A 22,558-nucleotide genomic window follows, 5' to 3' on the forward strand; every position below is an offset into this window, starting at 1 on the left:
GTTTCCCCCTTACTTTTCCACCTTGCGGAGCGTAAACGAAACCGATTCCACTCCAGCCTGCTTCAAACTCTTGTCAAAATCATCCACATTGATTGCAAAAGAATTCTGCGAGGTCAGCAAAAAGAACTTTTCGAACTTCGGCGCATTGTCCAGCTTGTAGGCGAACGGGAGTGTGGTCATTTTGCCCGGTTCCAGTTCAATGGCATTATTGCCGTCACCCATGTGCATGGTCACGGTACCGTTGCCGTCCATACTAAAGAGCATGCCATAGCATTTCTGCGGAACGCGGTAACGCAACTGGATTTCATCACCTTCAGAGGCGTCACCCAGGTTCACCATTTGCACGGCGCTGTCCCCCGTCTTTTTCCAGACTTCCAGCGAAGCGGACATACCCTTGATTCGAGTTCCGTCGTCCACATCGGCCATGGCCACTTCCATGGAAGACTTTTCGCCGGAATAGGTTTCCACATCGCGGTTCAAAACCACCATGGAAAACACGCCCAGTGCAATGATCAAAGCGGCGGCCACCTTGAGCCACAAGATATTGCGACCGGCATCTACGTCATTGCGAGGAGCGTCAGCGACGTGGCAATCCATGCCTTCGACAGCCTCGATGCGTTCTTCAATAGCGGCAAACGGATTTTCCGCCAAAAAGCGTTTTCCCTGTTCGCGCATTTCGGCCACGCGGGCGGCAAAAATATCATCTTCGGCTTCGCGCTGCTGCAAAGCCTTCATTTCTTCCTCGGAAAGTTCCCCCAATAGGTAACGTTCCAACTTAAAATCGGAAATTTTGTTGACAGTCGTCATCTTTCAACCTCCAGATTCTTGATCCTGGCTTGCAGGGTACGCAAACGCTTGCGCACGCCGCTCACCGAAAGTCCAACAGTTTCAGCAGTTTCTTCCAGAGTCATGCCGTCTACATAATGGAGGGTGGCAATGGTCCGGGTCGATTCCTGCTCCTTAGAAAAAATCTTGGCCAGAAGCCCCCTGGTTTCGTAACCGTCATCTTCTTCGGCGCAGGCAATCGTGAGCAGCATCTCGCTGGAATCCACATCTAGCCCGCGGCGCTTCTTGTCGCGAATGCGGTTCAGGCAAAGCCTGGTGGCCGTATTCCACAACAAGCTGGACGGCTGCGACAAATCCAGGGAATCTAAACGTTCGTACACGCGCAAAAACACGTTTTGCACCATATCTTTCGCTTCGGCATCGTCCTTGAGCAAAAACACACAGCGCCTGAAAACCATCGGGGCGTAAGCCTCGTACAGTTTCGAAAATGCCATGCGGTCAAAGAGATTTTTCCCATTCATACCATTGTAACACTAGAGGAAGTTAAAAGTGTCACCGCAAATTTAAAAAAAAAGAGCCCCCCGACCTGGTCGGGGGCGACTTCCATATAATTATTCAGCAACCGCCGGTTTTTACTTCTTGGCAGCGGGCTTTGCTTCGGCGGGTTTTGCCTCAGTCTTCTTCTCGGTCGGCTTGGCTTCAGCAGGCTTCGCTTCCGGTTTCTTTTCAGCAGCCGGCTTAGTTTCGGCCTTAGCAGGTTCAGTAGTCGGCGCGGCAGGAGCCACGGCAGCGCTGTCAATGGCAGGCACCTCGGCAAAAACCTTCAGCAGTTCCACCTCGAACACCAGCATCGCATTGGCCGGAATCATCGGAGGCACGCCGGCTTCACCGTAGGCCAGGGCGCTGGGAATCCAGGCCTTCACCTTGTCGCCTTCCTTCATGACCTGCAGCAAGTCCTGCCAGCCTTCGATCACGGCATCCACCGGGAATTCCAGCGGTTCACCGCGCTTTACGCTATTGTCAAATTCCGTACCGTCCAGGAGGGAACCCACGTAGTGGACCTGCACCTTGTCGCCCGTCTTGGGGCTAATGCCGGCACCGGCCTTGAGCATCTTGTACTGCACGCCCTTAGGAGTCTTCTTGACAGTGGTATCCTTTGCATTTTCGGCAAAGAACTTGGTCTGTTCATCCAGAGCCTTCTGGGCCTGGGCCTTGTCGTCGGCCTCCTTCTTCTTCTGCATCTGCAGGAGCAGATCCTGCAAGGCAGATTCCGATGCGGAATCGGACATCAGCACCGAGCGGCTAGAATCCACCTGATCCTTGATGGCACCCATGAGCACCGGGATATTCAGGGGAACATTCACATTCGCCACCGCCTTGCCCAGATCCATACCCAGGGCATAGCTGTAGCGGTCTACGGGATTGCCAAGATCCGGCTTCGACGAGTCTGCAGCAACCGGGGCAGCCACAGGAGCGGGTTCCACAGCGGGTTTTTCGCCGCCACCACAGGCGACCATGACACCGCAAATGGGCAAAACAATACTTAAAATCGGCTTGAATTTCATTTTAAACCTTTGAAAATCAGTGATTTACGACACATCTAAAAATAGAAAACACTCAAAGGAACGGAGTGAGAACACTTTTTAGAACGCTTTTTTTACCCTAAAAAATACAAAAAACGTACTTCTCAGAATAATTTTTAAACAAAAATTGCCGTTTTTAGTTAAAAATAGAGACTTTTATCCAAATAGGCAACAACTTGCCTTACACAGCCACCGTAAACAGCCCTTTACAAAGCCCTTGCATTGTAAGCTTTTTGTTGCTAAATTTACATATAAGAGTGAGAAATATAAGGAAATTGTATGAATTCCAGATTCGAAAATTTCATTAGCTCGGCCAACGAGAACAAGGCTACCTTCGATAGCTCTATCGAAAGCGTGCGCAGCTCTCTGAACGCCATGACCGCCTCCGCAAGCACTCCGGCCGTTCAGAGCGCTTCTACGACCGGCTGGCTCAAGGGCTCCCTTTCTTATCCGTGGGTTTTGGTTTGCTCCTTGGTTCCTTCCCTCAAGGAACTGTTCTAAGAATTTCCAACAGAACACTTTAGGCACCCTGCAAAACGCAGGGTGTTTTTTTTATTTTTGGCAAAAACCCGCGCATTTTGCGCACCGGAGACTTTATGGCAGCACTCATCCTCGACGGCAAGGCTCTTGCCAAGACCACTGAAGAAGAACTCAGCGCCCGCGTGGCAAAGCTCAAGGAAAAGACGGGCAAGACCCCGATTCTGGCCACCATTCTGGTGGGCGACGATCCGGCCAGCGCCACGTACGTGAAGATGAAGGGCAATGCCTGCGCCCGCGTGGGTATGGAAAGCATTCGCGTGGTGCTCCCGAAGAACACCACCACGCAGGAACTCCTCGACAAGATTCAGGAACTGAACGACAACAAGGACGTGCACGGCATTCTGTTGCAGCACCCGGTTCCGCGCCACATTGACGAACGCGCCGCTTTTGAAGCTATTGACGCCCGCAAAGACGTGGACGGCGTGACTTGCCTGGGCTTTGGTCGCATGGCGATGGGCGAACCCGCTTATGGTTGCGCAACGCCGGCTGGCATTATGCGCTTGCTGAAGGCTTACAACATTCCTCTGGCTGGCAAGCATGCCGTGGTTGTAGGCCGCAGCGCAATCCTTGGCAAGCCCATGGCCTTGATGCTCTTGAACGCAGACTGCACCGTGACGATTTGCCACAGCAAGACAGAAAACCTGCCGGAATACGTGAAGCAGGCAGACATCTTGGTAGGTGCGGTCGGCAAGCCGGAATTTATCAAGAAGGAATGGATCAAGCAGGGCGCAGTCGTGGTTGATGCCGGCTACCATCCGGGTGGCGTGGGCGACATTGAAAAGGGCCTCGACGACGTGGCCAGCGCTTACACTCCGGTTCCGGGCGGCGTAGGCCCCATGACCATCAACACCCTCATATACCAGAGCGTGGAAAGCGGCGAAAAGTACCTGGGATAATCCCTAAACATCGCCCAAAAATTTATCCCCGGCCAAACCGGGGATTTCTTTTTTTCCACTTTGTTCTTTTAGCGTTTTCTATCGTCTCGTACGTTCGAGTTCGACGGCGTCGGTTTCGGCAGAGTTCGGCGAGAGCATTCCCTTCATAATGTCGCCAACGAATTCCGCTCCTACCCCGATCAAGGTCCCGACGGTAGAATCGTTCGAAATCTTGCGGCTGTCCATTTCGACGGTTGCATCTTTTATGGCTGACTTTTCGTTTTCTTTCGGATCCGCATAGACAACCGGACCTTTCTTGTGGCCAAGATCAATAGTATCTGCAGCCGTCAGAGTCTTCCTTTGTACCAGCTGGGCACAAGCGATGCCCGCAAGCATAAACAAGGCCAATCCAAGAAGTTTCATTTTTGCACCCTCTTTGCAAAATATAGCAAGACCTTAGCAGGGCGGATCACGCGAGCTTAAAATTTTGTCAAAAATTCCTTGGCATCCATGGACTGCACCAAGGTATCGCCCAGCAGGGCGCGCAGGCGGTCCAAATCAGGGTGACCTTCGCGTTCAAATACCACAACCTTCTTAAAACGGTCGCGGTGACGGAGCAAAAATTCCAGATTGTTCATGTCGGACTTCGGGAATCCGTAACCCAAGAAGAAAATTTCCTGGGCATTCTTGAGGTAGTAATCGGCCTTACTCCACAACAAATTAAACAGACTCCCGCGCAGGAACGACTCCTTGGCATGGGCCATCGGAATATAAATCGGAGTATCTTCGCGATAAATCGGGAAACTGCGGTCACAAGGTTCCACCTGGCACACGTTCTTCAAGTCCAGCGGGTCAGAGGCACCCTTGACCGGGTACCAGTTCAGAGAACCGTGCAACTTCACCAAGTCAATGGTATGACTTTTCGGCGCACGAACGGCCGAACGGTCCGCCGGGTCAATACGCACACCGTAATCCACCGCCACACGGGCAGAAAGTTCCGGATCGACAGTTATCACGTCTTCCACAAGGGTATCGTAATTAAAGCTGAGCAAGAGCGTATCGCGAATGCCTTCGCTGGGGCAATTCACGCAGCCAGCAAGGAACTTGCGGAGCACCGATGCCGACTGGGAATCAATTCCGCAATCATGGCGAATCGCGCCCGCAATAAAACGCAACAGTTCAAATCGCAAACTGGAATGGTAAAGACTCTCGCGCACACCCGGGAAAATCTGCGCCGAAAGAATCGACGTCGAAAGGGTTTCGATATTCAGGTATTCCGCCTGGTTATTGCAAAGTTCCAAAAACCGCCTGCAGTAATCACGCAGGTGCGGGAACTCGTCTGAAATTCCAAAGGGAATCAGTTCGTTCAAGTCGCGCAGCGTCGGCATCTGCGGACAAAAGGATTTACTGAACCCGGAACCCAATACAAAAATCCGGCGGTATGTACTCGATGCAATATCCATACCCTTAATGTATATTATTTTGACAGAAAATGCGAAAATTTTTATGGGGCCTTGATGCCGCAATGCTTTTTCAAGGCACCAACGTAGGCTTGGGCATAGCGGGACAGAGGCACGCCCTTTCGATTCACAAAACCAATGGTCATTTTATCAATCACCGCAAGGGGTTTCGCGATAATGTCTCGGCCATTCAGCTTATGACTTATCACGCCGGAGCAAATGGTGTAACCATCCAGACCAATCAGCAAGTTAAAAAGGGTAGCACGGTCGCGCACCTTGATGTTTCGCGGGCAATCAAAGTCAATGGCCGTCAGGGGCTCTTCGGCAAAATAGAAGGAATTGAAATTCCCCTGTTCATAAGTCAAGTACGGGAAGGGTTTCAGATCCGCCAGCGTAATGCGTTCTTTCTTGGCGAGAGGATTCTTGGACGACATGAACACATGCAGCGGCGTGGTAAAGAGCGGTTCAAATTCCAAATTGTTTTTGCGCATCATGTTGCGGATGACTTTTTCGTTTTTGCCGCTGAGGTAAAGCACGCCAATTTCGCTTTTCATCTTGGCGACGTCATCGATAATTTCGTTTGTCTGGGTTTCGCGAAGCGTAAAGTCGTAGCTAGGGCCGCCGAACTTGCGAATAACATCCACAAAGGCGTTTACCGCAAAGGAATAATGCTGGCAGCTCACCGAGAAAATGGTATTGCCGCTTTCGCCACCCTTGTAATGGTCTTCTAAAAGGGCGGCCTGTTCCAGCACCTGGCGCGCATAAGAGAGAAATTCATCGCCTTCGTTGGTGATGGTGACGCCTTTATTGGAGCGGTTGAAGATGGTCACGCCCATTTCTTCTTCGAGCTCGTGTATGGCTGCTGTAAGACTCGGTTGCGATATAAACACTCGCTTGGAAGCCTCGGTAATATTCAAGGTGTCGGCCACTGCCACTGCGTATTTAAGTTGTTGCAAAGTCATTCTTTTTTGTCATGCCGGACCCGATCCGGCATCTCCTTTTATACAAAATTATTCACACCATAGATTGAAGCTATGGTGAACGCACAAAAAATAGTATTTTACCGATGGCAAAAAAGATGATATATTTGGCAGCGAACTAAAAAATCATACAAAAAAGGTAGGTTAAACAATATGACAACGAAAAATACTTCTGTGATTGGTTTCCCGCGTATCGGTAAGGCACGTGAACTCAAGTTCGCTAGCGAAAAGTTCTTCAAAGGCGAAGTTTCTGAAGCCGAACTCCAAAAGGTTGCCGCCGAAATCCGTCAGTACGGTTGGCAAAAGCAAAAGGCCGCCGGAATCAACTTCATTCCGTCCAACGATTTCTCTTTCTACGATAACGTCTTGGACACGTCCTTCTTGCTGGGTGCAGTGCCTGCCCGCTATAAGGAACTGGGCGTTTCCGCTCTCGAAACCTATTTTGCTGCAGCCCACGGTTACCAGGGCGCCAAGGGCGACGTGAAGGCCCTCCCCATGAAAAAGTGGTTCAACACCAACTACCACTACATTGTTCCGGAAATTGACGATTCCACCGTCATCGCCCTTTCTAGCGACAAGCCCGTTCAGGAATACAACGAAGCCAAGGCCGCCGGCATCCAGACGGTTCCGAGCCTCATCGGCATTTACACCTTCCTGCGCCTCGCCCGCTACAACGGCAAGAAGACCGCCAAGGATTTCGTGGCCGACGCTGTGAAGGCCTACGTGGAACTCGCCGACAAGCTTGCTGCTGCCGGCGCCGTGTGGATCTCTGTTGCAGAACCCGCTCTGGTTTTCGACGTGACCGCCGAAGAAAAGGTCTTGTTCAACGAAATTTATTCTAGCCTCATCAAGCAGGTTCACGGCAAGAACTTGAAGATTGCCTTGCAGACCTATTTTGGCGACATCCGCGATATTTACAAGGACGTCACCGCCCTCGGTTTCGACGGCATCGGCCTCGATTTTGTCGAAGGCGTCAAGACTCTCGAAATCTTGAAGACCGGATTTCCGAAGAACACGCTCCTGTTCGCAGGCGTTGTGAACGGCAAGAACATCTGGCGCGCCGATTACGCCCAGAAGAACGCTATTCTCGCCGAAATCGAAAAGTATGTGGATGCAGCCAACATTGTGGTGGGCACATCTTGCTCCCTGTTGCACGTGCCGTACACGGTTGATGCCGAAAAGGTTCTGGCCGAAAACATCTTGAACCACTTTGCCTTCGCCGAAGAAAAGCTCGTGGAACTTGCTGACCTCGCCAGCGCAAACGCAGCTGCCCTCGAAAAGAACAAGGCCTTGTTCTCTGTCGCCCGCGTGAACGACACCGCCTCGGTGCAGTCCGCACTCGCCGCCCTCACGGATGCCGATTTTGTCCGCAGTCCGAGCCGCCTCGAACGCCGCAAGGTCCAGAAGGAAAAATTCAAACTTCCGGCTTTCCCCACAACGACCATCGGCTCTTTCCCGCAGACTGCAGAAGTCCGCGCCAACCGCGCTGCCTTCAAGAAGGGCGAAATCAGTCGCGATCAGTATGTGGAATTCAACCAGAAGAAGATTGCAGAATGCATCGCCTTGCAAGAAAGCATCGGCCTCGACGTGATTGTGCACGGCGAATTCGAACGCAATGACATGGTGGAATATTTCGGCACCCAGATTGACGGCTTTATCTTTACGCAAAACGCTTGGGTACAGAGCTACGGCACCCGTTGCGTGAAGCCGCCTGTAGTCTGGCGCGACATTCACCGCAGCAAGCCCATTACCGTTGAATGGTCTGTGTTCGCCCAGAAGCAGACCAACAAGCCTGTGAAGGGCATGCTCACCGGTCCCGTGACGATTCTTAACTGGTCCTTCCCCCGCGAAGACATTTCCTTGAAGGCTCAGGCCCAGCAGATTGGCCTCGCCATCCGCGACGAAGTTCTGGACCTCGAAAAGAACGGCATCAAGATTATTCAGATTGATGAAGCCGCCCTCCGCGAAAAGCTGCCGCTCCGCAAGAGCGACTGGCACAAGGAATACCTCGACTGGGCCATTCCGGCATTCCGCCTGGTGCACGCCAAGGTAAAGCCCGAAACCCAGATTCACACCCACATGTGCTATAGCGAATTCAACGACATCGTGCGCGACATCGACGCCATGGACGCTGACGTGATTACCTTCGAAGCAAGCCGTTCCGACCTCAAGTTGCTTGACGCCTTGAATGAAGCCCACTTCGAAACTCAGGTGGGTCCGGGCGTGTATGACATTCACTCTCCGCGCGTACCTTCTGTGGATGAAATTGTCAACACCTTGCACAAGATTCTGGACAAGGTTCCGCAGGAAAATGTGTGGGTGAACCCCGATTGCGGCCTCAAGACCCGTGGCGAAACGGAAACTACCGCAAGCCTCAAGAACTTGGTGGCAGCCGCTAAGCAGCTCCGCGCCGAAAAGAAGTAAAAAAATGGCGGGTCAAGCCCGCCCTGACTAACTCCAAAACCTCAAAAGCCCGACTTATTTAAGCCGGGCTTTTTTTCGTCATATGTCATGCCGCACTTGATGCGGCATCTCCTTTACTTATCAATAATCGCCGAGGCAACGACGCCGTCGCCGGAATATAGCACCAGCACTTGGCCGGGGGCGGCAGCGAATTGCGGGGTTTCGAATTCCACGCGGATGCGGCCCGGTTCCAAATCGAGAATCTTTGCCGGAGAACCCTTGTGGCCCAAACGAATGTGGGCATCTAGCGGGCCCGCGAGCAGCGGCGAATTTTCAGAAACCATCAAGTTCAAATCAATGGCAGAAACTTGAATGCAAGAAAGAGCGCTGCGGGGTCCGAGAATTACCTGATTCTTGGCGGCGTCAATGGCCACCACAAAAAGCGGTTCCTTTTGCCCGCCAATGTTCAAGCCCTTGCGCTGGCCCACGGTGTAATTCACAATACCCTTGTGCTTGCCCAGCACCTTACCGCTCACATCTACAAAATCGCCTGGCACTTGATCCGATTCTTCGAACAGCACCGAGTAATCGCCACATTCAATAAAATCTTGGCTTTCACGCTTGGTAGCAAAATCTTCCCAGCCGATTTCAGCGGCGAAAGCCTTTACGTCTTGCTTGTGCATACCGCCCAGCGGGAAAAGCACGGTGGAAAGTTGTTCTGCCGAGAGGCGCGACAAAAAATAAGTTTGGTCCTTGCCCGTATCTAAGGCGCGATACAGGAAGGGTTCATTCTCGTTCTTGAAATCGAGGCGTGCGTAATGCCCGGTGGCAAAATAGTCGAATTCGATTCCCATTTTGCGGGCGGCCAAATGCAATGCGCCAAACTTGATAGACTGATTGCAACGAACGCAGGGGTTCGGCGTACGGCCGGCGCGGTATTCGCTGCGGAAATAATCCAACACTTTCGTCTTGTATTCAGCGGCCACAGGAACCACATAATGCGGGATTCCCAAACGGTCGGCTACCAGTTTTGCTTCTTCGATATTCTTGTCTTCGCTGGGGCCGTAGCAACCTTCGCGGCCTTCTACCGCGGGCATATTCACCGAGCCATCCCACGTTGCCATGGTGAGGCCCACTACATCGTACCCCTGCTTTTGCAACAGGTACGCCGAAAGGGCGGAATCCACGCCACCCGATAAACCGACTGCCACTCTTTTTGTCATTTTGCCAAATGTAGAAGACTCAAAAACAGATGTCCAATAATGTTTTTGAATACCTAGATATCGCCAAAATTTATAACAACATATTTGACCATCGAAAAAAAGCCCGTTTTCGCGATATTTCCCTACAAAAGTAATATGAATATAAGTTTTGCGTAAAAGACACGCCAAAATTCCCGTTCTATATTTAGAGCTCCACTACAGATTATGAATATCGACCTACGCGAAAATACAACGAAGCAAATCACCTTGGCTGCAGAACAGGCCTACCCGCATGAGTGTTGCGGAATTTTGCTTGGTAAAATGGGCGATACCATTACGATTAGTGGCATTCGCGAAGCGACCAACCAGATTTCAGGTGAAAAGACCAAGCGACATTTTGAAATAGACCCTTTATTCCTTTACCAGGTGGAACGCGAAATCGAAGGAAGCGATTTAGAAATTGTCGGTTTTTACCACTCTCACCCAGATTGCAAAGCGATCCCTTCGGAACAGGATCTAGAGCACATGATTCCAGGGCTCGTTTACGCCATTCTCTCTGTAACGAAAGACGGCGTGGTGGATATACAATATTTTCAGAAATAGCCACACGCTATAAAAAATTTCAATAATTCCGCATAAAATTAATGTATTGGACATACAAATTATCCAGTTCTATATTTCGCCATGTCAAAAGCCCCTCTCCAGGGGAGTTTTTGCGCGAAGCAACACTTTTTATGTACGGAGAGAAAAAGTGAAAATATATATATCTGCAACACTTAGAAAGTTTCTTGGGAGTACGCCCCAAGTAGAAATCCCTGCGAGTTCCATTAGAAAGGCATTTGCAATTCTTTTGGATATGCACCCCGAAGCACAAAATGTCCTTTACGACGAGAGCAAAAAACTCAGGGACTTCATTCAAGTTTATATCAACGGCAAGAAGTTAGTAATCGACACCCTTTGGGATGCAGAGCTCCCTGCCGATACCGAAATTCTGTTGCTGCCCGCTATTGCAGGCGGCGCACCGGAAGACGCCCCCGTAGAAAGTTTGATTTCGGATGAAAGGCGCAAAGCAGTTTCTTTCGACGATTCCGAAGTGGAACGTTTCGGCAAGCATTTAATGCTGAAAGATATCGGCGTCAAGGGACAAAAGCGAATCAAGGCCGCCAAAGTGGTCGTCGCAGGCGTTGGAGCCCTCGGTTCCCCCGTGATTCAGTACCTCGCCGCCGCAGGTGTGGGCACCATCAAGGCCATCGACTTTGATGATGTCGCTCTCTACAACTTGCAAAGCCAAGTGCTCCACGGCACCCGCGATTTGAAGCGCCCGAAGGTGGCCTCCGCAAAAGACAAGGTCAAGAACATCAACAAGAATATCGAATTCATCGCCGAAAAAGTGAAGCTGGATTCGTCGAATATTCTGGAACAAATCGACGGCTACGATCTGGTGGTGGACTGTACCGACAATTACAAGGCCCGTTACCTGATTAACGACGCCTGCGCCTTGCACGGCATTCCCGTGGTATTCGGTGCGATTTACCAGTTCGAAGGCCAAGTGGGAATTTTCAATCTGGATGGCGGCCCCTGCTACCGTTGCCAATACCCCTCGCCCCCGCCGGCAGGGCTGATTCCCTCTTGCTCCGAAGGCGGTGCCATTAGCCCGCTCCCGGGCATAGTGGGCAGCATCCAGGCTAACGAAGCACTCAAACTCATTTTGGGCATTGGCGAACACCTGAACGGGAAATTGCTGCATATCGATAGTCTTTACTTGACCTCGAGAATTCTCAAGGTGGAACGCAACAGGGCATGCCCCATTTGCGGAAATACCCCCACCATTACCGATGTCGAAGAAATCGATTACGACGATCTTTGCGGACTCAAGACCGAAACCGAAATTCCGGTGGAAGGCTTTACCCCCGAAGAACTCGCCCACAAGATTGAAAATGGCGACCCCATGACCATCGTGGATGTTCGCGAGCCCCACGAACGCGCGATTTTGCGTTTCCCCAACGCCATCGTGATTCCCATTGGACAGCTCGCCCGCCGGCAAAAGGAACTGGACCCGAACAAGGATACTGTCATTATCTGTAAGCAGGGTAAGCGCAGCGTTCTTGCAATCAACACCTTGCGCGAAGCAGGTTACACCGGCCCGCTTTATAACCTGAAGGGCGGCATCGACGCCATTAAGGACATCATGTTCTCCCATGAAGGAGCATGGCTGTAACACTCAAAATTTTTTAAACAGATTTCCTACAAAATTGATAGGCAAAATCTATTACAATCCAACTTGCCACTAACAACAAGAGAGGTACTCAAAATGGCAAATGAATCCACAGATAAAAAAGTCGGCATCAATGCACTTGGTGCAAAGGCTGCCTACAACCTTGCTAACGTTACCAAGACCAAGCCGCAATATGGTGCCCTCACTCCGAAGTGGCTCACCAAGTTCCTTGAATTCAAGGGCCTGGAAACCGGTCTGTTCCGCGTGAACAAAGTTGTGGAAGGCGAAACCCCGCTTGACGTTCTTTGCAGCCAGACCAAGAAGACTGACATTATCCCGGAAGGCTACGTCGAATACGAAACCGAACCGCGCGAATACAAGCTGAATTCTATCTCTACGATCATCAATGTGAACACTGCTATCGAAGATGTTTACAGCTCCCCGTACGATCAGGTTCAGGAACAGCTCGGTCTCGCTATCGAATCCCTCCGCGAACGTCAGGAAAGCCAACTCATCAACAACGATGACTACGGTCTGTTGAAGAACGTCGCTGATTCCCAGCGTATTCAGCCGCTCCGCGCCGATGGCCGCCCCACACCGGACGATCTCGACGAACTCATTTCTAAGGTTTGGAAAGAACCGTCTTTCTTCCTCGCCCACCCGCGCGCGATTGCCGCCTTCGAACGTGAATGTACCCGTCGCGGCGTGCCGCCTGTTGTCGTAGACATTGCCGGTGGCAAGTTCCTCACCTGGCGCGGCATTCCTCTGGTTCCCACCGACAAGCTCCTTGTGGACGGCGTGAAGAATCCGAAGTCTCAGGGCGGCAAGACCAACATCTTGCTGGTGCGTACTGGCGAAGCCAAGCGCGGCGTGATTGGCCTGTTCCAAGCTGGTCTCAAGAACGAACACTCTCGCGGCCTTTCCGTGCGTTTCCGCGGTATCGACAACAAGGGTGTCGCTTCTTACCTGCTTTCCCTGTACTGCTCTGCGGCTATCCTTGCCGACGACGCTATTGCAGTCCTTGAAGATGTAGAGGTTGGCGAATACTATGACTACGAATAATCCAGATACCAGATCGCTGGAAGAACTCGCCGGAGTTCCCTATGCGGCTGAACTGGAGCAATTGGCAAATGCGAATTTCCCCGACTTGACGGATAACGCATATGCAGCAACCCCCGCAGCTCCCGAAGCACAGAATGCTTCTGCTGCACAGGGCGTCAGTGCCGCCCAGGGTGCCGCAGCCATCAACCAGACTCCCGTTTTCGACTGGGAACATCCTTTTGCCGAACGCCCTGAAACTCAGGCACCGTTCGCCTACGGCGGAAGTTCTACGGACACCTGGCTAAACACAGTGGAAGCTCCCGCAGCACCTGAAGCGCAGTTCTTGCCGCAGCAGGGCGATGTGGCGGTGACTCCGGCACCTGCAACCGGTTACTCTCCGAAGGTCGTGTCCAAGACACAGGCTTACGAAGCAAACCGCAAGGTAGATGCCCCCACGTCTCTCGGCGGCGATTCCGCCAAGAACGCTTCTGCAGCCACGTCCGGAAATTCCAGGAACGATTCTATCCGCATCGGTTCCAAGACCCTGTCGCAGATCCGCGCCGACTTCCCGATTCTTTCGAAGCAAATCAACGGACATCCGTTGGTTTGGCTTGATAACGGTGCCACGACGCAGAGGCCGCAGCAGGTTATTGACCGCATCAAGTACTACTACGAAAACGAAAACTCCAACGTCCACCGCGGCGCACACACGCTTGCTGCCGCTTCTACGGATGCCTACGAGAACGCCCGCGGCATTGTCCGTGACTTTATTGGCGCTCCCTCGGCCGAAGAAATCGTTTTCGTGCGCGGAACCACCGAAGCCATCAACTTGGTTGCTAACGCTTACGTGAAGCCCACGCTCCAGCCAGGCGACGAAATCATCGTATCTATCTTGGAACACCACGCCAACATTGTTCCTTGGCAACTCATTGCCGAAGAAACGGGCGCGATTATCAAGGTGATTCCCTGTGATTCTACCGGCCAGCTCAAGCTCCACGATTACGAAGCCTTGTTCACGAAGCGCACCAAGTTCGTCTCCGTGACTCACGTTTCGAACGTTCTCGGCACGGTCACCCCGATTGAAGAATTGATCGCCATCGCCCACAGGCACGGCGTGAGAATCCTCATCGACGGTGCACAATCTATCGCCCACATTCCGGTAAACGTTGCCACCCTCGATGCAGACTTCTTCGTGTTCTCTGGACACAAGGTGTTTGCTCCGACTGGAATCGGTGTCGTTTACGGCAAGAAGGAATTGTTGGAAGCAGCCCGCCCGTATCACGGCGGTGGCAACATGATTGCCGACGTGACCTTCGAACGCACCATCTACAACGGAATCCCGAACAAGTTCGAAGCGGGTACCGGAAGCATCGCCGACGCCGTTGGCCTTGGCGAAGCCCTCAAGTACCTCTCCGAAATCGGAATGCCCTGCGTATTCAGATGGGAACATGAATTGCTGCAGTACGGTCTCAAGGAACTGAAAACTGTCAAGGGGCTTCACCTTGTGGGAACCGCACTCAACAAGGCATCTGCGCTCGCCTTCAAGCTCGACGGATACTCCGACGAAGAAGTAGGCAAGAGGCTCGACGCTTACGGCGTTGCCGTCCGCACCGGGCATCACTGCGCGCAACCTGTATTACGCCATTTCGGATACGAAAGTACGGTACGCCCCACTCTGGCACTGTACAATTCGCCCGACGACATCGACGCCCTGGTAAGAGCGCTGAAGACGTTCGCGTAAAACACTAAGTGGTTGACGGCATTGTGTGCTCGCCGCCAGCCACTTTTCCTTTAACAATAAAAACCTATGCATGAATTAATCCAAGAATCCGAAGTCGAAAAAGCCGTACAGACCATCTTCAATGATTACAACGGCAACAAGCATATCGATAATATCGACATTTATAATCGACCCGACCAGGCCGAGATTCAGACGATTTTGCAGAATTTGATTAGGGTGGTTTATCCCGGGCATTTCAGGGACCGCACACATAAAATTTATGACCCGAAAAACAGTTTCGCCGTCCTGATCGAAGATACTTTTTACCACCTTCACAAGCAGGTGGCTATTGCGCTGGATTATTGCAAACTTCGCGGTTCCATGACATCTGACGAGCGCAAGATTGAAAGCTACCGCATTTGCAAGGAATTCTTCGCGAAGATCCCGCAAGTCCGCGAATTTCTGGAAACGGATTTGCACGCCGCCTACGATGGTGACCCCGCTGCCGGCTGCCTCGACGAAATCATCCTCGCCTACCCCGGCCTCATGGCGACCACGATTTTCCGCATCGCCCACGAACTTTACCTTTTGCACGTTCCCGTGCTCCCGCGACTGATGACTGAATATGCGCACTCCAGAACAGGCATCGACATACACCCAGGAGCCACTATTGGCAAGTACTTCTTTATCGATCATGGCTCAGGCATTGTGATTGGCGAAACCGCGGTCATTGGCAAGAACGTAAAGATTTACCAGGGAGTAACCCTCGGCGCACTTTCAACACGAGGCGGCCAGAAACTTTCCGGCAAAAAGCGTCACCCCACCATTCAAGACAACGTCACAATTTACGCAGGCGCTTCCATTCTCGGTGGCGACACCGTTGTGGGCGAAAATGCAGTCATCGGCGGCAACGCATTCATCACCAGTTCCGTAGGCGCAAACACCCGCGTGAGCATGAAAAATCTGGAAATGGATTACGTGTCCACCGACAAGAAACACAAAACCGAAGAAATCACCCAAAGTGAAGAATGGTACTATATCATTTAATTCAGAATGCGGAGTTCAGATTTCGGAATTAAAAATGCCTCGGAGAAGATGTCCGAGGTTTTCTTATTTTGGGCGATTCCCCAGCTCAGCGGGACTTGTCATTCCGGGCTTGACCCGGAATCTCCCTTGCTTCGCCGGGTCGGGCTATACTCGCTTCGCTCACGGAGCCTTGCTAGCGCAAGTCTCCGCCCTTGTGGGTAACTATCCCTAATGCAAAGAAATGCTGAAATGACAATAAAAGCTTTATCAAAACAGTTTATTTTCTCTTCACTGATTCGTTTATGATTTTTTCATTCAATAGAGAAAAAATGGACAAAAGACATAGTTATTTTTTACCATCTTTTATTTGTTTTGCTTGTTTTATCCGAAAGCTTGCATAACTTGATTTTGTTTCAACTTTTTTTACAGCATTCTTGTCTGATTTAGGTTCTGAGTCCTTTAGGCAACGAACTGATCTGCCGTATCTGTCATCTCCACTAAAAAGACCTTCACTTTCGTAATCATTGTGATTAGGATCAAAAGCGTAGGGTGTTAAGTAATTTCGATTTAATTTATATATAGAGGAACTCCAAAAGCTTGTATTGTAGCCTTTGCCATTGAAATACACGTCCTCTTGTTTGTCATTTGTACACCTGTTTAGACACCAAATTCCAACTGGATAAGCATTAAACCCATAAGAATCTGTCCCCATATTTTTATTAGACCATTCATCTATTGAATTTAAGGATTTTAAGCTCAAGTTGTTTTTTTCTAGAAAAGCCTTTAATTTCTCAAAATCTTTTTTTGAAGGCAAATGCCATCCATTAGGGCAAATTCCTTGAATCGGACTCTTTTCAAAGCATTCTTTTCCACCGTCCTCCATACATCCATTATCATTTTCGGACATTATTGAATACCATGTATATAATCGCCCGTATTTATCACAATTCTCTTTATCATCGTCATAGCAACGACTTTTTTTTGCCTTGTAGTTTAAATTTTCAGCCATCCAGATTTGGTTTCCAATTTTTATTGCACGATAAACTGTATTATCACGATTGTCAACAAAAGTCTCATAACCTGCATTTTTTATCCATCCAATCTTTTGGGCGCAATACATTTTATCTTTTTTATCACCTTCATTAGAACAAACACCATATTCATTTTCTCTTTGTTTAAGGGCTCTCCATTTATTATTGTCACAAGCGTATGTGATTCCTGAAGAAAATGTTTGAATATAGTTTATACTAGAATTTGCGCATTTTTCATTTTCAGAATTGTACTTGCCCACAACATTACAATCAAAGACATTAACTTCCATAACTTCATAAAAGTCTTTATCAATTTTAGGATAAAGTTTACAAGAAAAAGTTATTAGTGAATCTGATACAAAACCAGAAGTCGCATATACATTTGACAACTCCTTTATTACAGCATTTTTATCCGATACCAAATTTATGTTTCCTGCATATTTTTCAACCGTTGTCCGGCATACGCCGCCAACCTTATCTTTTTTATTTGAAAATGCTAAACAATATGCTGCAAAATCAATATTTGACACGATGTCAACTTTATCCTCTATCACTTCACCAAAGTCTTTCACTCTTTTCAATTCCTTATATCTTGTCACCGACTTTAAATTTGAATAAAAAGGATTTTTTAGTTTCTTTGATAATAGAATGCCGTAATATTCAATATCAAATAAAAAGGGATTTATAAGAAAATCTTGTTCAACATAGCTAGTGTCTGTTTTGGTCGGATTTTTCTTGCAAAGTTTACTTTTAGAAGAAAAGATTTTATTTATGGAATCTATGCTTGTCAAACCTTGCCTAGAAAAAATTTGGGGACAATCACTCGAGCCAAGATAATCCTTACAATCATTTCTGTACCAACTTATAATAGAATCTACCTTTTGAAGTCTTGCAGTCTCCAATTGATCTATACATTCTTCCTTTGTCGCTTTTATAGTTTTAAACTGTTTAACTTGTTTTTTTGTTTTTTGGATATACAATTTTGACTGAAGAATATCTTCAAATACAGAATCTAATACATCAATAGCGCCATCTTGAAGAAGATTTCTTAAATAATATTTGCATAACGGAATCGATGTTTTGCAAACATTCTTTTCGGCAGATTTAATAAATACAGGATCACAAATTTCCCACAATTTAGATGGATTATTTGAAAAAGAAGATCCATATATTTTTAAACCGTCTTCGTACGAAAGACTTGCGGGACAATATATGCCTTTAACATTAAATTTCTTTATTAGATTTTCTGCTGTTTTGACATCACCTTTATCAACAGCATTTCTCAGTCCTGGATGAATATCTGCAAAACTCATTAGAACAAACATTAAAACAACTAGATATAAATTTCTTATAATCATACAAACCTCAGTGTTTATTTAGGTGAACATTATTTTTTCCAAGCATGTTTGTTTTTTTTATTAACATATGCGCTGGCTATATTTGTTGCTGTTGTTTTGTCTCCTTTCCCTACGAAATAATGATAAGCTGCACTAATAACCTTGAATATTCCACGAGATTTAGTTGAATAAGGTTTTCCTTTTGCTGTTTTATGATTATTTTGATTCAACAGTTCTGCGATTCCCAAGGCTTTGAATGTATCCCCTGTTTTGGCAAGAGCATTTGCCAAATTTCCGATGATGTCGAATTTATTGCTCATGAGATTCCCCTTTTTGGAACAAAGGAATTCGCCTTATTCAGCAAGGATTCATGCCAAATTTTGTATGGATACAAAAAAGGCGCGAGTCGTTGCATCTATCACGCTGAGGCTCTGCATTGCCTATAACCGATAAACGCAAACGACCCACGCCCCAAAAGGGCTGTTGCTAATACAGCAAACCGAGATACACCGAGAAACGGCATATCTGCGTGAGCGTTCGCCTTGTCCTCGGTTATTTGAAATTTGCAGATTTCAGCGTGAGAACAAGAGCTAAACTCTTTTTCGCTTAAAAAATAACTCAAAAAAGCCAACTTTGTCCCAAAAATTTACGATCAGCCTCATTTTTTTCTTTAAAATCGACCAAAAAGCGCGTTTTCGCTAGAAAATCAGGATTATTCCAAGTTGGAAAAAGTCGCGTACAAGCTCCAATTATTTGTAAATCATTGTAAAATTTCCCGGTAAAATGGCTTAAGTACCCCAAAAAAAGCGTGTATAGTATATGGACCTAAAATGCGCTTAAAAAAGGACAATTATGGGTATTACAAACGGCGAAATCGTGTTTTACCAGCCAGAAGGCTCGGTAAAAATGGAGGTTCGTGTTGAAGATGAAACTGTATGGCTCACGCAGGCTCAAATTGCAGACCTATTTGGGACAAAAAGACCTGCAATTACAAAGCATCTGAAGAACATTTACGCATCCAAAGAACTTGAAGAAAAGACCACATGTTCCATTTTGGAACATATGGGTAAGGATGCTGATCAAGTATACGAAACTAAGTACTATAACCTCGATGCCATTCTTTCCGTAGGCTATAGAGTGAATAGCAAAAATGCAACTTGTTTTCGCCGTTGGGCGAATCAGGTATTAAAGGAACATCTGCTTAAAGGCTACAGTCTCAATCGACGGATACTCGCGGCAGGAATGGAGCTGGAGTCAAAATTTATTGAACAGGATAAGAAAATCGAAATTCAAACTGCTAGAATCGATAATCAGGATTCTCGGTTAGAGACTCAAGACGCCCGAATCAAAGCTGTTGAGAAGCACATAGACTTCTTTGTTAAGGCTTCTCAAACACCCACAGGGGGCATTCTTGCAACGGGAACTCGTTTCGACGGACTTGTGCTGATTGCCGACCTTGTGAAGACCGCAAAACGTTCTGTCATATTTATCGATCCATTTGCCACCATTGAGGTTTTGAAATTCGCTGCAATGCGAGCGAAAGGCGTTACCGCAACCATTTACTCCCCGCGCATTACACCTGAATTTAAGGCAGCTGTTGTCTTGCACAACAAGCAATATCCTGGACTGGAACTCAAGACTATGCGAATGATTCACGACCGTTTTATGCTTGTAGATGAAACGGTTTACCACTTTGGGGCATCATTCAAAGACATGGGGGCAGAGTTTTCGGCATATAGTGTGTTGAATTTCGTGACGCCGGAGGAAGTTATCGAGAAAGTGAAGGAAAGCACCAAAAGGAGATAAAATGGAGCGTTGCGGGGTGTCCCCGCAGTAGGGGTGATGCAAGACTCGGTGTTCTTCCCCCTTTTAAATCCGTGCTATAGAAAAAAGCGATAATTCCGCATAAAAAGATAGTATTGGACGGGGGCAAAAGCCCGTTCTATATTTGGGCAAGAATTAAACAACAATGTACGGAGAAAAACAATGGCTGAAGAATTTAAGATTGACGATACCATCGACATTACCGATGTCGTTTGCCCCACCACCTTCGTGAAGGCGAAAGTCGCCCTGGAAGAACTTGACGAAGGTCAGATTCTTTCGATCCGCTTGAACGACGGCGAGCCCGTGCAGAACGTGCCGCGCAGCATCAAGGAAGAAGGTCACGAAATTTTGAAACTCGATGACAACCAAGACGGAACCTTTACGCTCATCGTGAAGAAGGTCGGCGAATAACCAAGGAGTTAAAATGCTTATTACTGTTGCAGGAAACAAGAAAGAATATAAAGATGGTCTTACTGTTGCCGAGTTGATTGAAGTCGAAAAGGTAGACAATCCGCTCTATGTCACTGTTTCTGTAAACGAGGAATTTGTCGAAAGCGGAACTTTCGATAAGGCCGTGCTCAAGGACGGCGACAATGTGGAATTCCTCTACTTTATGGGAGGTGGCTGCTAATGGCTTTTACCAACGAACAACTTGAACGCTATTCGCGCCACATCATTCTGAAAGAAGTGGGTGCCAAGGGCCAGAAAAAGCTCTTGAACGCGAAGGTGCTCGTGATTGGTGCAGGTGGCCTTGGCGCTCCTGTGGCCATGTATCTTGCCGCGGCAGGTGTGGGCACTATCGGTATTACCGATGCCGACGTGGTTGACCTTTCGAATTTACAACGCCAGATTATCCACGCCACGCAGGATGTGGGCAAGCCCAAAGTGCAATCCGCGAAGGAAACCATGGAAGCCATGAACCCCGATGTCAAGGTCATCACTTACCATACCTTTGTGACAAGCGAAAACATCCTGGACCTGATCAAGGATTACGATTTCATTATCGACGGTACGGACAATTTCCCCGCCAAGTTCCTGATTAACGACGCTTGCGTCATGGCGAAGAAGCCCTTCTCTCATGCAGGCATCATTCGATTCCAGGGACAGCTCATGACATACGTTCCGGGACAGGGCCCCTGCTACCGCTGCGTATTTAAGGAACCCCCTCCAAAAGACGCTGTACCCACCTGTAAGCAGGCCGGCGTGATTGGCGCCATGGGCGGCGTAATCGGTAGCCTCCAGGCCATGGAAGCTGTCAAGTACATTCTTGGCGTAGGCAACCTTTTGACCGGCTATTTGCTCACCTACAATGCGCTCACCATGGAATTCCGCAAGGTCAAGCTTCCGAGCCATACCGAAGACTGCGCCGTTTGCGGCACGCACCCGACCATTACGCAGCTCATTGACTACGAACAGGCCGTTTGCGAAATGAAGCATTAAGGTAGGAGGGCGCATGATAACCCTATCCAAAGAGAACTACGAAAAGATCCTGGCGCATGCGGAAAAGAACTTGCCGGAAGAAGCCTGCGGGCTGATTGCGGGCGAAGTGACCGCCGAAGGAAAGGCCATTCGCGAAGTGTATCTGCTCACGAACATCGACCATTCCAACGAACATTTTTCCCTTGACCCCAAGGAACATCTGGCCGCCATCAAGGACATTCGCGCCAAGGGCTTAAAGCCGCTGGGCAACTGGCATTCCCATCCGGAATCGCCGTCACGCCCGTCGCAAGAAGACAAGCGCCTGGCCTACGATTCCTCGGCGAGCTACTTGATCCTTTCGCTGCAAGACCGCGATAATCCGGTGTTGAATTCCTTCCACATCGAAGGCGACAATGCCACTAACGAAGGCCTTGTGATTGTATAGAAACCATAAAACCGATAAAGTCCAAGCGCCCTTGACGTATTGAAGCCATACGCCGAGGGCGTTTTTATATTTTAAACAACAAGAGGCATAAAATGAGTTTGACTTTAGAACGCGCAAAAGAAATCAATAAGAATCATGTGACCGAAGAATCCCTGGTAATCCATTCCCTGAACGTTTGTTACGCCATGGGTGCCATGGCAAAGCATTTTGGTGAAGACGTAGACCATTGGGAAGCCGTGGGTTACCTGCACGATTTTGACTACCAGGAATTTCCGGAAGAACACTTGCAGCACACCGAAAAGGAATTGCTTGCCGAAGGCGTTTCGGAAGAAGACGTTCGCGCGATTTTGGCACACGGTTTTGAAATCGTGAACGAAGTGGAACCCAAGACGAATATGGAAAAGAGCCTGTTCACCGTCGACGAACTCACGGGAATTATTCAGGCCTGCGCAAGAATGCGCCCCAACGGAATCTTGGATTTGGAAGTAAAAAGTTTCGCAAAGAAATTCAAGGACAAAAAGTTTGCAGCCAAGTGCAATCGCGACTACATTTTAAAGGGTTGCGCGCTCCTCGGCATGGACGTGAAAGAAGTCGCTGAAATCTGCATCGAAGGCATGCGCGAACACGCCGCCGAAATCGGGCTTGCAGGAAACGCCGCATAAAAACAATCT

General features: G+C 48.8%; 23 protein-coding genes. 14 read left to right on the top strand and 9 right to left on the bottom strand.

Annotation, left to right across the window (positions count from 1 at the left end; genetic code table 11):
- Positions 1-9: 9 nt before the first annotated feature.
- From ACJMNB_RS08115 to ACJMNB_RS08125, 3 genes are all read right to left on the bottom strand, one after another.
- Positions 10-807: a hypothetical protein gene (locus tag ACJMNB_RS08115; RefSeq protein WP_405341149.1), complete on the bottom strand. Its 798-nt coding sequence runs from the start codon at positions 805-807 to the stop codon at positions 10-12.
- Positions 804-1,280 carry an RNA polymerase sigma factor gene (locus tag ACJMNB_RS08120; protein WP_405341152.1) on the bottom strand — a complete coding sequence of 159 codons (477 nt, stop codon included), beginning with the start codon at positions 1,278-1,280 and terminating at the stop codon, positions 804-806. Before ACJMNB_RS08120 ends, ACJMNB_RS08115 begins: the two co-directional genes overlap by 4 nt.
- A 138-nt stretch (positions 1,281-1,418) precedes the next feature.
- Positions 1,419-2,351, bottom strand: a complete 933-nt coding sequence (locus tag ACJMNB_RS08125; RefSeq protein ID WP_405341155.1) for an FKBP-type peptidyl-prolyl cis-trans isomerase — start codon at positions 2,349-2,351, stop codon at positions 1,419-1,421.
- A 297-nt stretch (positions 2,352-2,648) separates the two neighbouring features.
- Between ACJMNB_RS08125 and ACJMNB_RS08130 the strand changes: the two genes are divergently transcribed.
- Together ACJMNB_RS08130 and folD are read left to right on the top strand one after the other, a co-directional pair.
- Entirely contained in the window at positions 2,649-2,870 is a 222-nt protein-coding gene (locus ACJMNB_RS08130; protein ID WP_405341158.1) for a hypothetical protein, read from the top strand.
- Between the two features lie 95 nt (positions 2,871-2,965).
- The gene (gene folD, locus ACJMNB_RS08135; RefSeq protein ID WP_405341161.1) at positions 2,966-3,805 is read left to right on the top strand and encodes a bifunctional methylenetetrahydrofolate dehydrogenase/methenyltetrahydrofolate cyclohydrolase FolD; all 840 of its coding nucleotides are present in this window, start codon (positions 2,966-2,968) and stop codon (positions 3,803-3,805) included.
- Positions 3,806-3,883: 78 nt separating this feature from the next.
- Here the strand turns inward: folD and ACJMNB_RS08140 are convergent, their stop codons facing one another.
- Genes ACJMNB_RS08140 through ACJMNB_RS08150 form a run of 3 tightly spaced genes read right to left on the bottom strand, consistent with a single transcriptional unit; the run spans position 3,884 to position 6,206 of the window.
- Positions 3,884-4,207: a hypothetical protein gene (locus ACJMNB_RS08140; protein WP_405341164.1), complete on the bottom strand. Its 324-nt coding sequence runs from the start codon at positions 4,205-4,207 to the stop codon at positions 3,884-3,886.
- 56 nt (positions 4,208-4,263) lie between these two features.
- On the bottom strand, positions 4,264-5,247 hold the full coding sequence (locus tag ACJMNB_RS08145; RefSeq protein WP_405341167.1) for a hypothetical protein: 984 nt from the start codon (positions 5,245-5,247) through the stop codon (positions 4,264-4,266).
- Between the two features lie 41 nt (positions 5,248-5,288).
- Positions 5,289-6,206 (bottom strand): LysR family transcriptional regulator, encoded by a 918-nt coding sequence (locus tag ACJMNB_RS08150; protein WP_405341170.1) that lies wholly within the window; start codon positions 6,204-6,206, stop codon positions 5,289-5,291.
- Between the two features lie 171 nt (positions 6,207-6,377).
- On the opposite strand from ACJMNB_RS08150, the gene metE reads away from it, so the two are divergent.
- On the top strand, positions 6,378-8,648 hold the full coding sequence (gene metE, locus ACJMNB_RS08155; protein ID WP_405341173.1) for a 5-methyltetrahydropteroyltriglutamate--homocysteine S-methyltransferase: 2,271 nt from the start codon (positions 6,378-6,380) through the stop codon (positions 8,646-8,648).
- Positions 8,649-8,761: 113 nt separating this feature from the next.
- Here metE and mnmA read toward each other — a convergent pair whose 3' ends face one another.
- The gene (mnmA, locus tag ACJMNB_RS08160; RefSeq protein WP_405341176.1) at positions 8,762-9,850 is read right to left on the bottom strand and encodes a tRNA 2-thiouridine(34) synthase MnmA; all 1,089 of its coding nucleotides are present in this window, start codon (positions 9,848-9,850) and stop codon (positions 8,762-8,764) included.
- Positions 9,851-10,054: 204 nt separating this feature from the next.
- Here mnmA and ACJMNB_RS08165 point away from each other — a divergent pair, with 204 nt between their 5' ends.
- The 5 genes from ACJMNB_RS08165 (at position 10,055) to epsC (ending at position 15,852) form a co-directional block, all read left to right on the top strand.
- Positions 10,055-10,432 (top strand): Mov34/MPN/PAD-1 family protein, encoded by a 378-nt coding sequence (locus ACJMNB_RS08165; protein ID WP_405341179.1) that lies wholly within the window; start codon positions 10,055-10,057, stop codon positions 10,430-10,432.
- 148 nt (positions 10,433-10,580) lie between these two features.
- Positions 10,581-12,047, top strand: a complete 1,467-nt coding sequence (locus ACJMNB_RS08170; RefSeq protein ID WP_405341182.1) for a ThiF family adenylyltransferase — start codon at positions 10,581-10,583, stop codon at positions 12,045-12,047.
- A 93-nt stretch (positions 12,048-12,140) separates the two neighbouring features.
- A complete protein-coding gene (locus ACJMNB_RS08175; RefSeq protein ID WP_405341185.1) occupies positions 12,141-13,106 on the top strand; it encodes a family 2A encapsulin nanocompartment shell protein in 966 nt (321 codons plus the stop codon).
- Positions 13,093-14,826 carry a SufS family cysteine desulfurase gene (locus ACJMNB_RS08180; RefSeq protein ID WP_405341188.1) on the top strand — a complete coding sequence of 578 codons (1,734 nt, stop codon included), beginning with the start codon at positions 13,093-13,095 and terminating at the stop codon, positions 14,824-14,826. The genes ACJMNB_RS08175 and ACJMNB_RS08180 overlap by 14 nt, the downstream gene beginning before the upstream one ends.
- A gap of 66 nt (positions 14,827-14,892) precedes the next feature.
- On the top strand, positions 14,893-15,852 hold the full coding sequence (gene epsC / locus ACJMNB_RS08185; protein WP_405341191.1) for a serine O-acetyltransferase EpsC: 960 nt from the start codon (positions 14,893-14,895) through the stop codon (positions 15,850-15,852).
- Between the two features lie 325 nt (positions 15,853-16,177).
- Here epsC and ACJMNB_RS08190 read toward each other — a convergent pair whose 3' ends face one another.
- Together ACJMNB_RS08190 and ACJMNB_RS08195 are read right to left on the bottom strand one after the other, a co-directional pair.
- Positions 16,178-18,220: a fibrobacter succinogenes major paralogous domain-containing protein gene (locus ACJMNB_RS08190; RefSeq protein ID WP_405341194.1), complete on the bottom strand. Its 2,043-nt coding sequence runs from the start codon at positions 18,218-18,220 to the stop codon at positions 16,178-16,180.
- 29 nt (positions 18,221-18,249) lie between these two features.
- Complete coding sequence (locus ACJMNB_RS08195) at positions 18,250-18,519, bottom strand: hypothetical protein (protein WP_405341197.1); 270 nt, start codon at positions 18,517-18,519, stop codon at positions 18,250-18,252.
- A 532-nt stretch (positions 18,520-19,051) separates the two neighbouring features.
- On the opposite strand from ACJMNB_RS08195, the gene ACJMNB_RS08200 reads away from it, so the two are divergent.
- The 6 genes from ACJMNB_RS08200 to ACJMNB_RS08225 all read left to right on the top strand — a co-directional run bounded on the left by ACJMNB_RS08200 (position 19,052) and on the right by ACJMNB_RS08225 (position 22,549).
- Positions 19,052-20,005: a virulence RhuM family protein gene (locus ACJMNB_RS08200; protein ID WP_405341200.1), complete on the top strand. Its 954-nt coding sequence runs from the start codon at positions 19,052-19,054 to the stop codon at positions 20,003-20,005.
- Positions 20,006-20,185: 180 nt separating this feature from the next.
- Complete coding sequence (locus ACJMNB_RS08205; protein ID WP_405341203.1) at positions 20,186-20,434, top strand: sulfurtransferase TusA family protein; 249 nt, start codon at positions 20,186-20,188, stop codon at positions 20,432-20,434.
- Between the two features lie 13 nt (positions 20,435-20,447).
- Positions 20,448-20,654, top strand: coding sequence for a sulfur carrier protein ThiS (thiS, locus tag ACJMNB_RS08210; RefSeq protein ID WP_405341206.1), 207 nt, complete (start codon positions 20,448-20,450; stop codon positions 20,652-20,654).
- Positions 20,654-21,463 (top strand): HesA/MoeB/ThiF family protein, encoded by an 810-nt coding sequence (locus ACJMNB_RS08215; protein ID WP_405341209.1) that lies wholly within the window; start codon positions 20,654-20,656, stop codon positions 21,461-21,463. The genes thiS and ACJMNB_RS08215 overlap by 1 nt, the downstream gene beginning before the upstream one ends.
- Before the next feature lie 13 nt (positions 21,464-21,476).
- Positions 21,477-21,887, top strand: coding sequence for a M67 family metallopeptidase (locus ACJMNB_RS08220; RefSeq protein WP_405341212.1), 411 nt, complete (start codon positions 21,477-21,479; stop codon positions 21,885-21,887).
- A gap of 92 nt (positions 21,888-21,979) precedes the next feature.
- The gene (locus tag ACJMNB_RS08225; protein WP_405341215.1) at positions 21,980-22,549 is read left to right on the top strand and encodes an HD domain-containing protein; all 570 of its coding nucleotides are present in this window, start codon (positions 21,980-21,982) and stop codon (positions 22,547-22,549) included.
- Positions 22,550-22,558: the final 9 nt, after the last annotated feature.

It is taken from the genome of Fibrobacter sp., from assembly GCF_045131395.1.
Taxonomy (GTDB): domain Bacteria; phylum Fibrobacterota; class Fibrobacteria; order Fibrobacterales; family Fibrobacteraceae; genus Fibrobacter.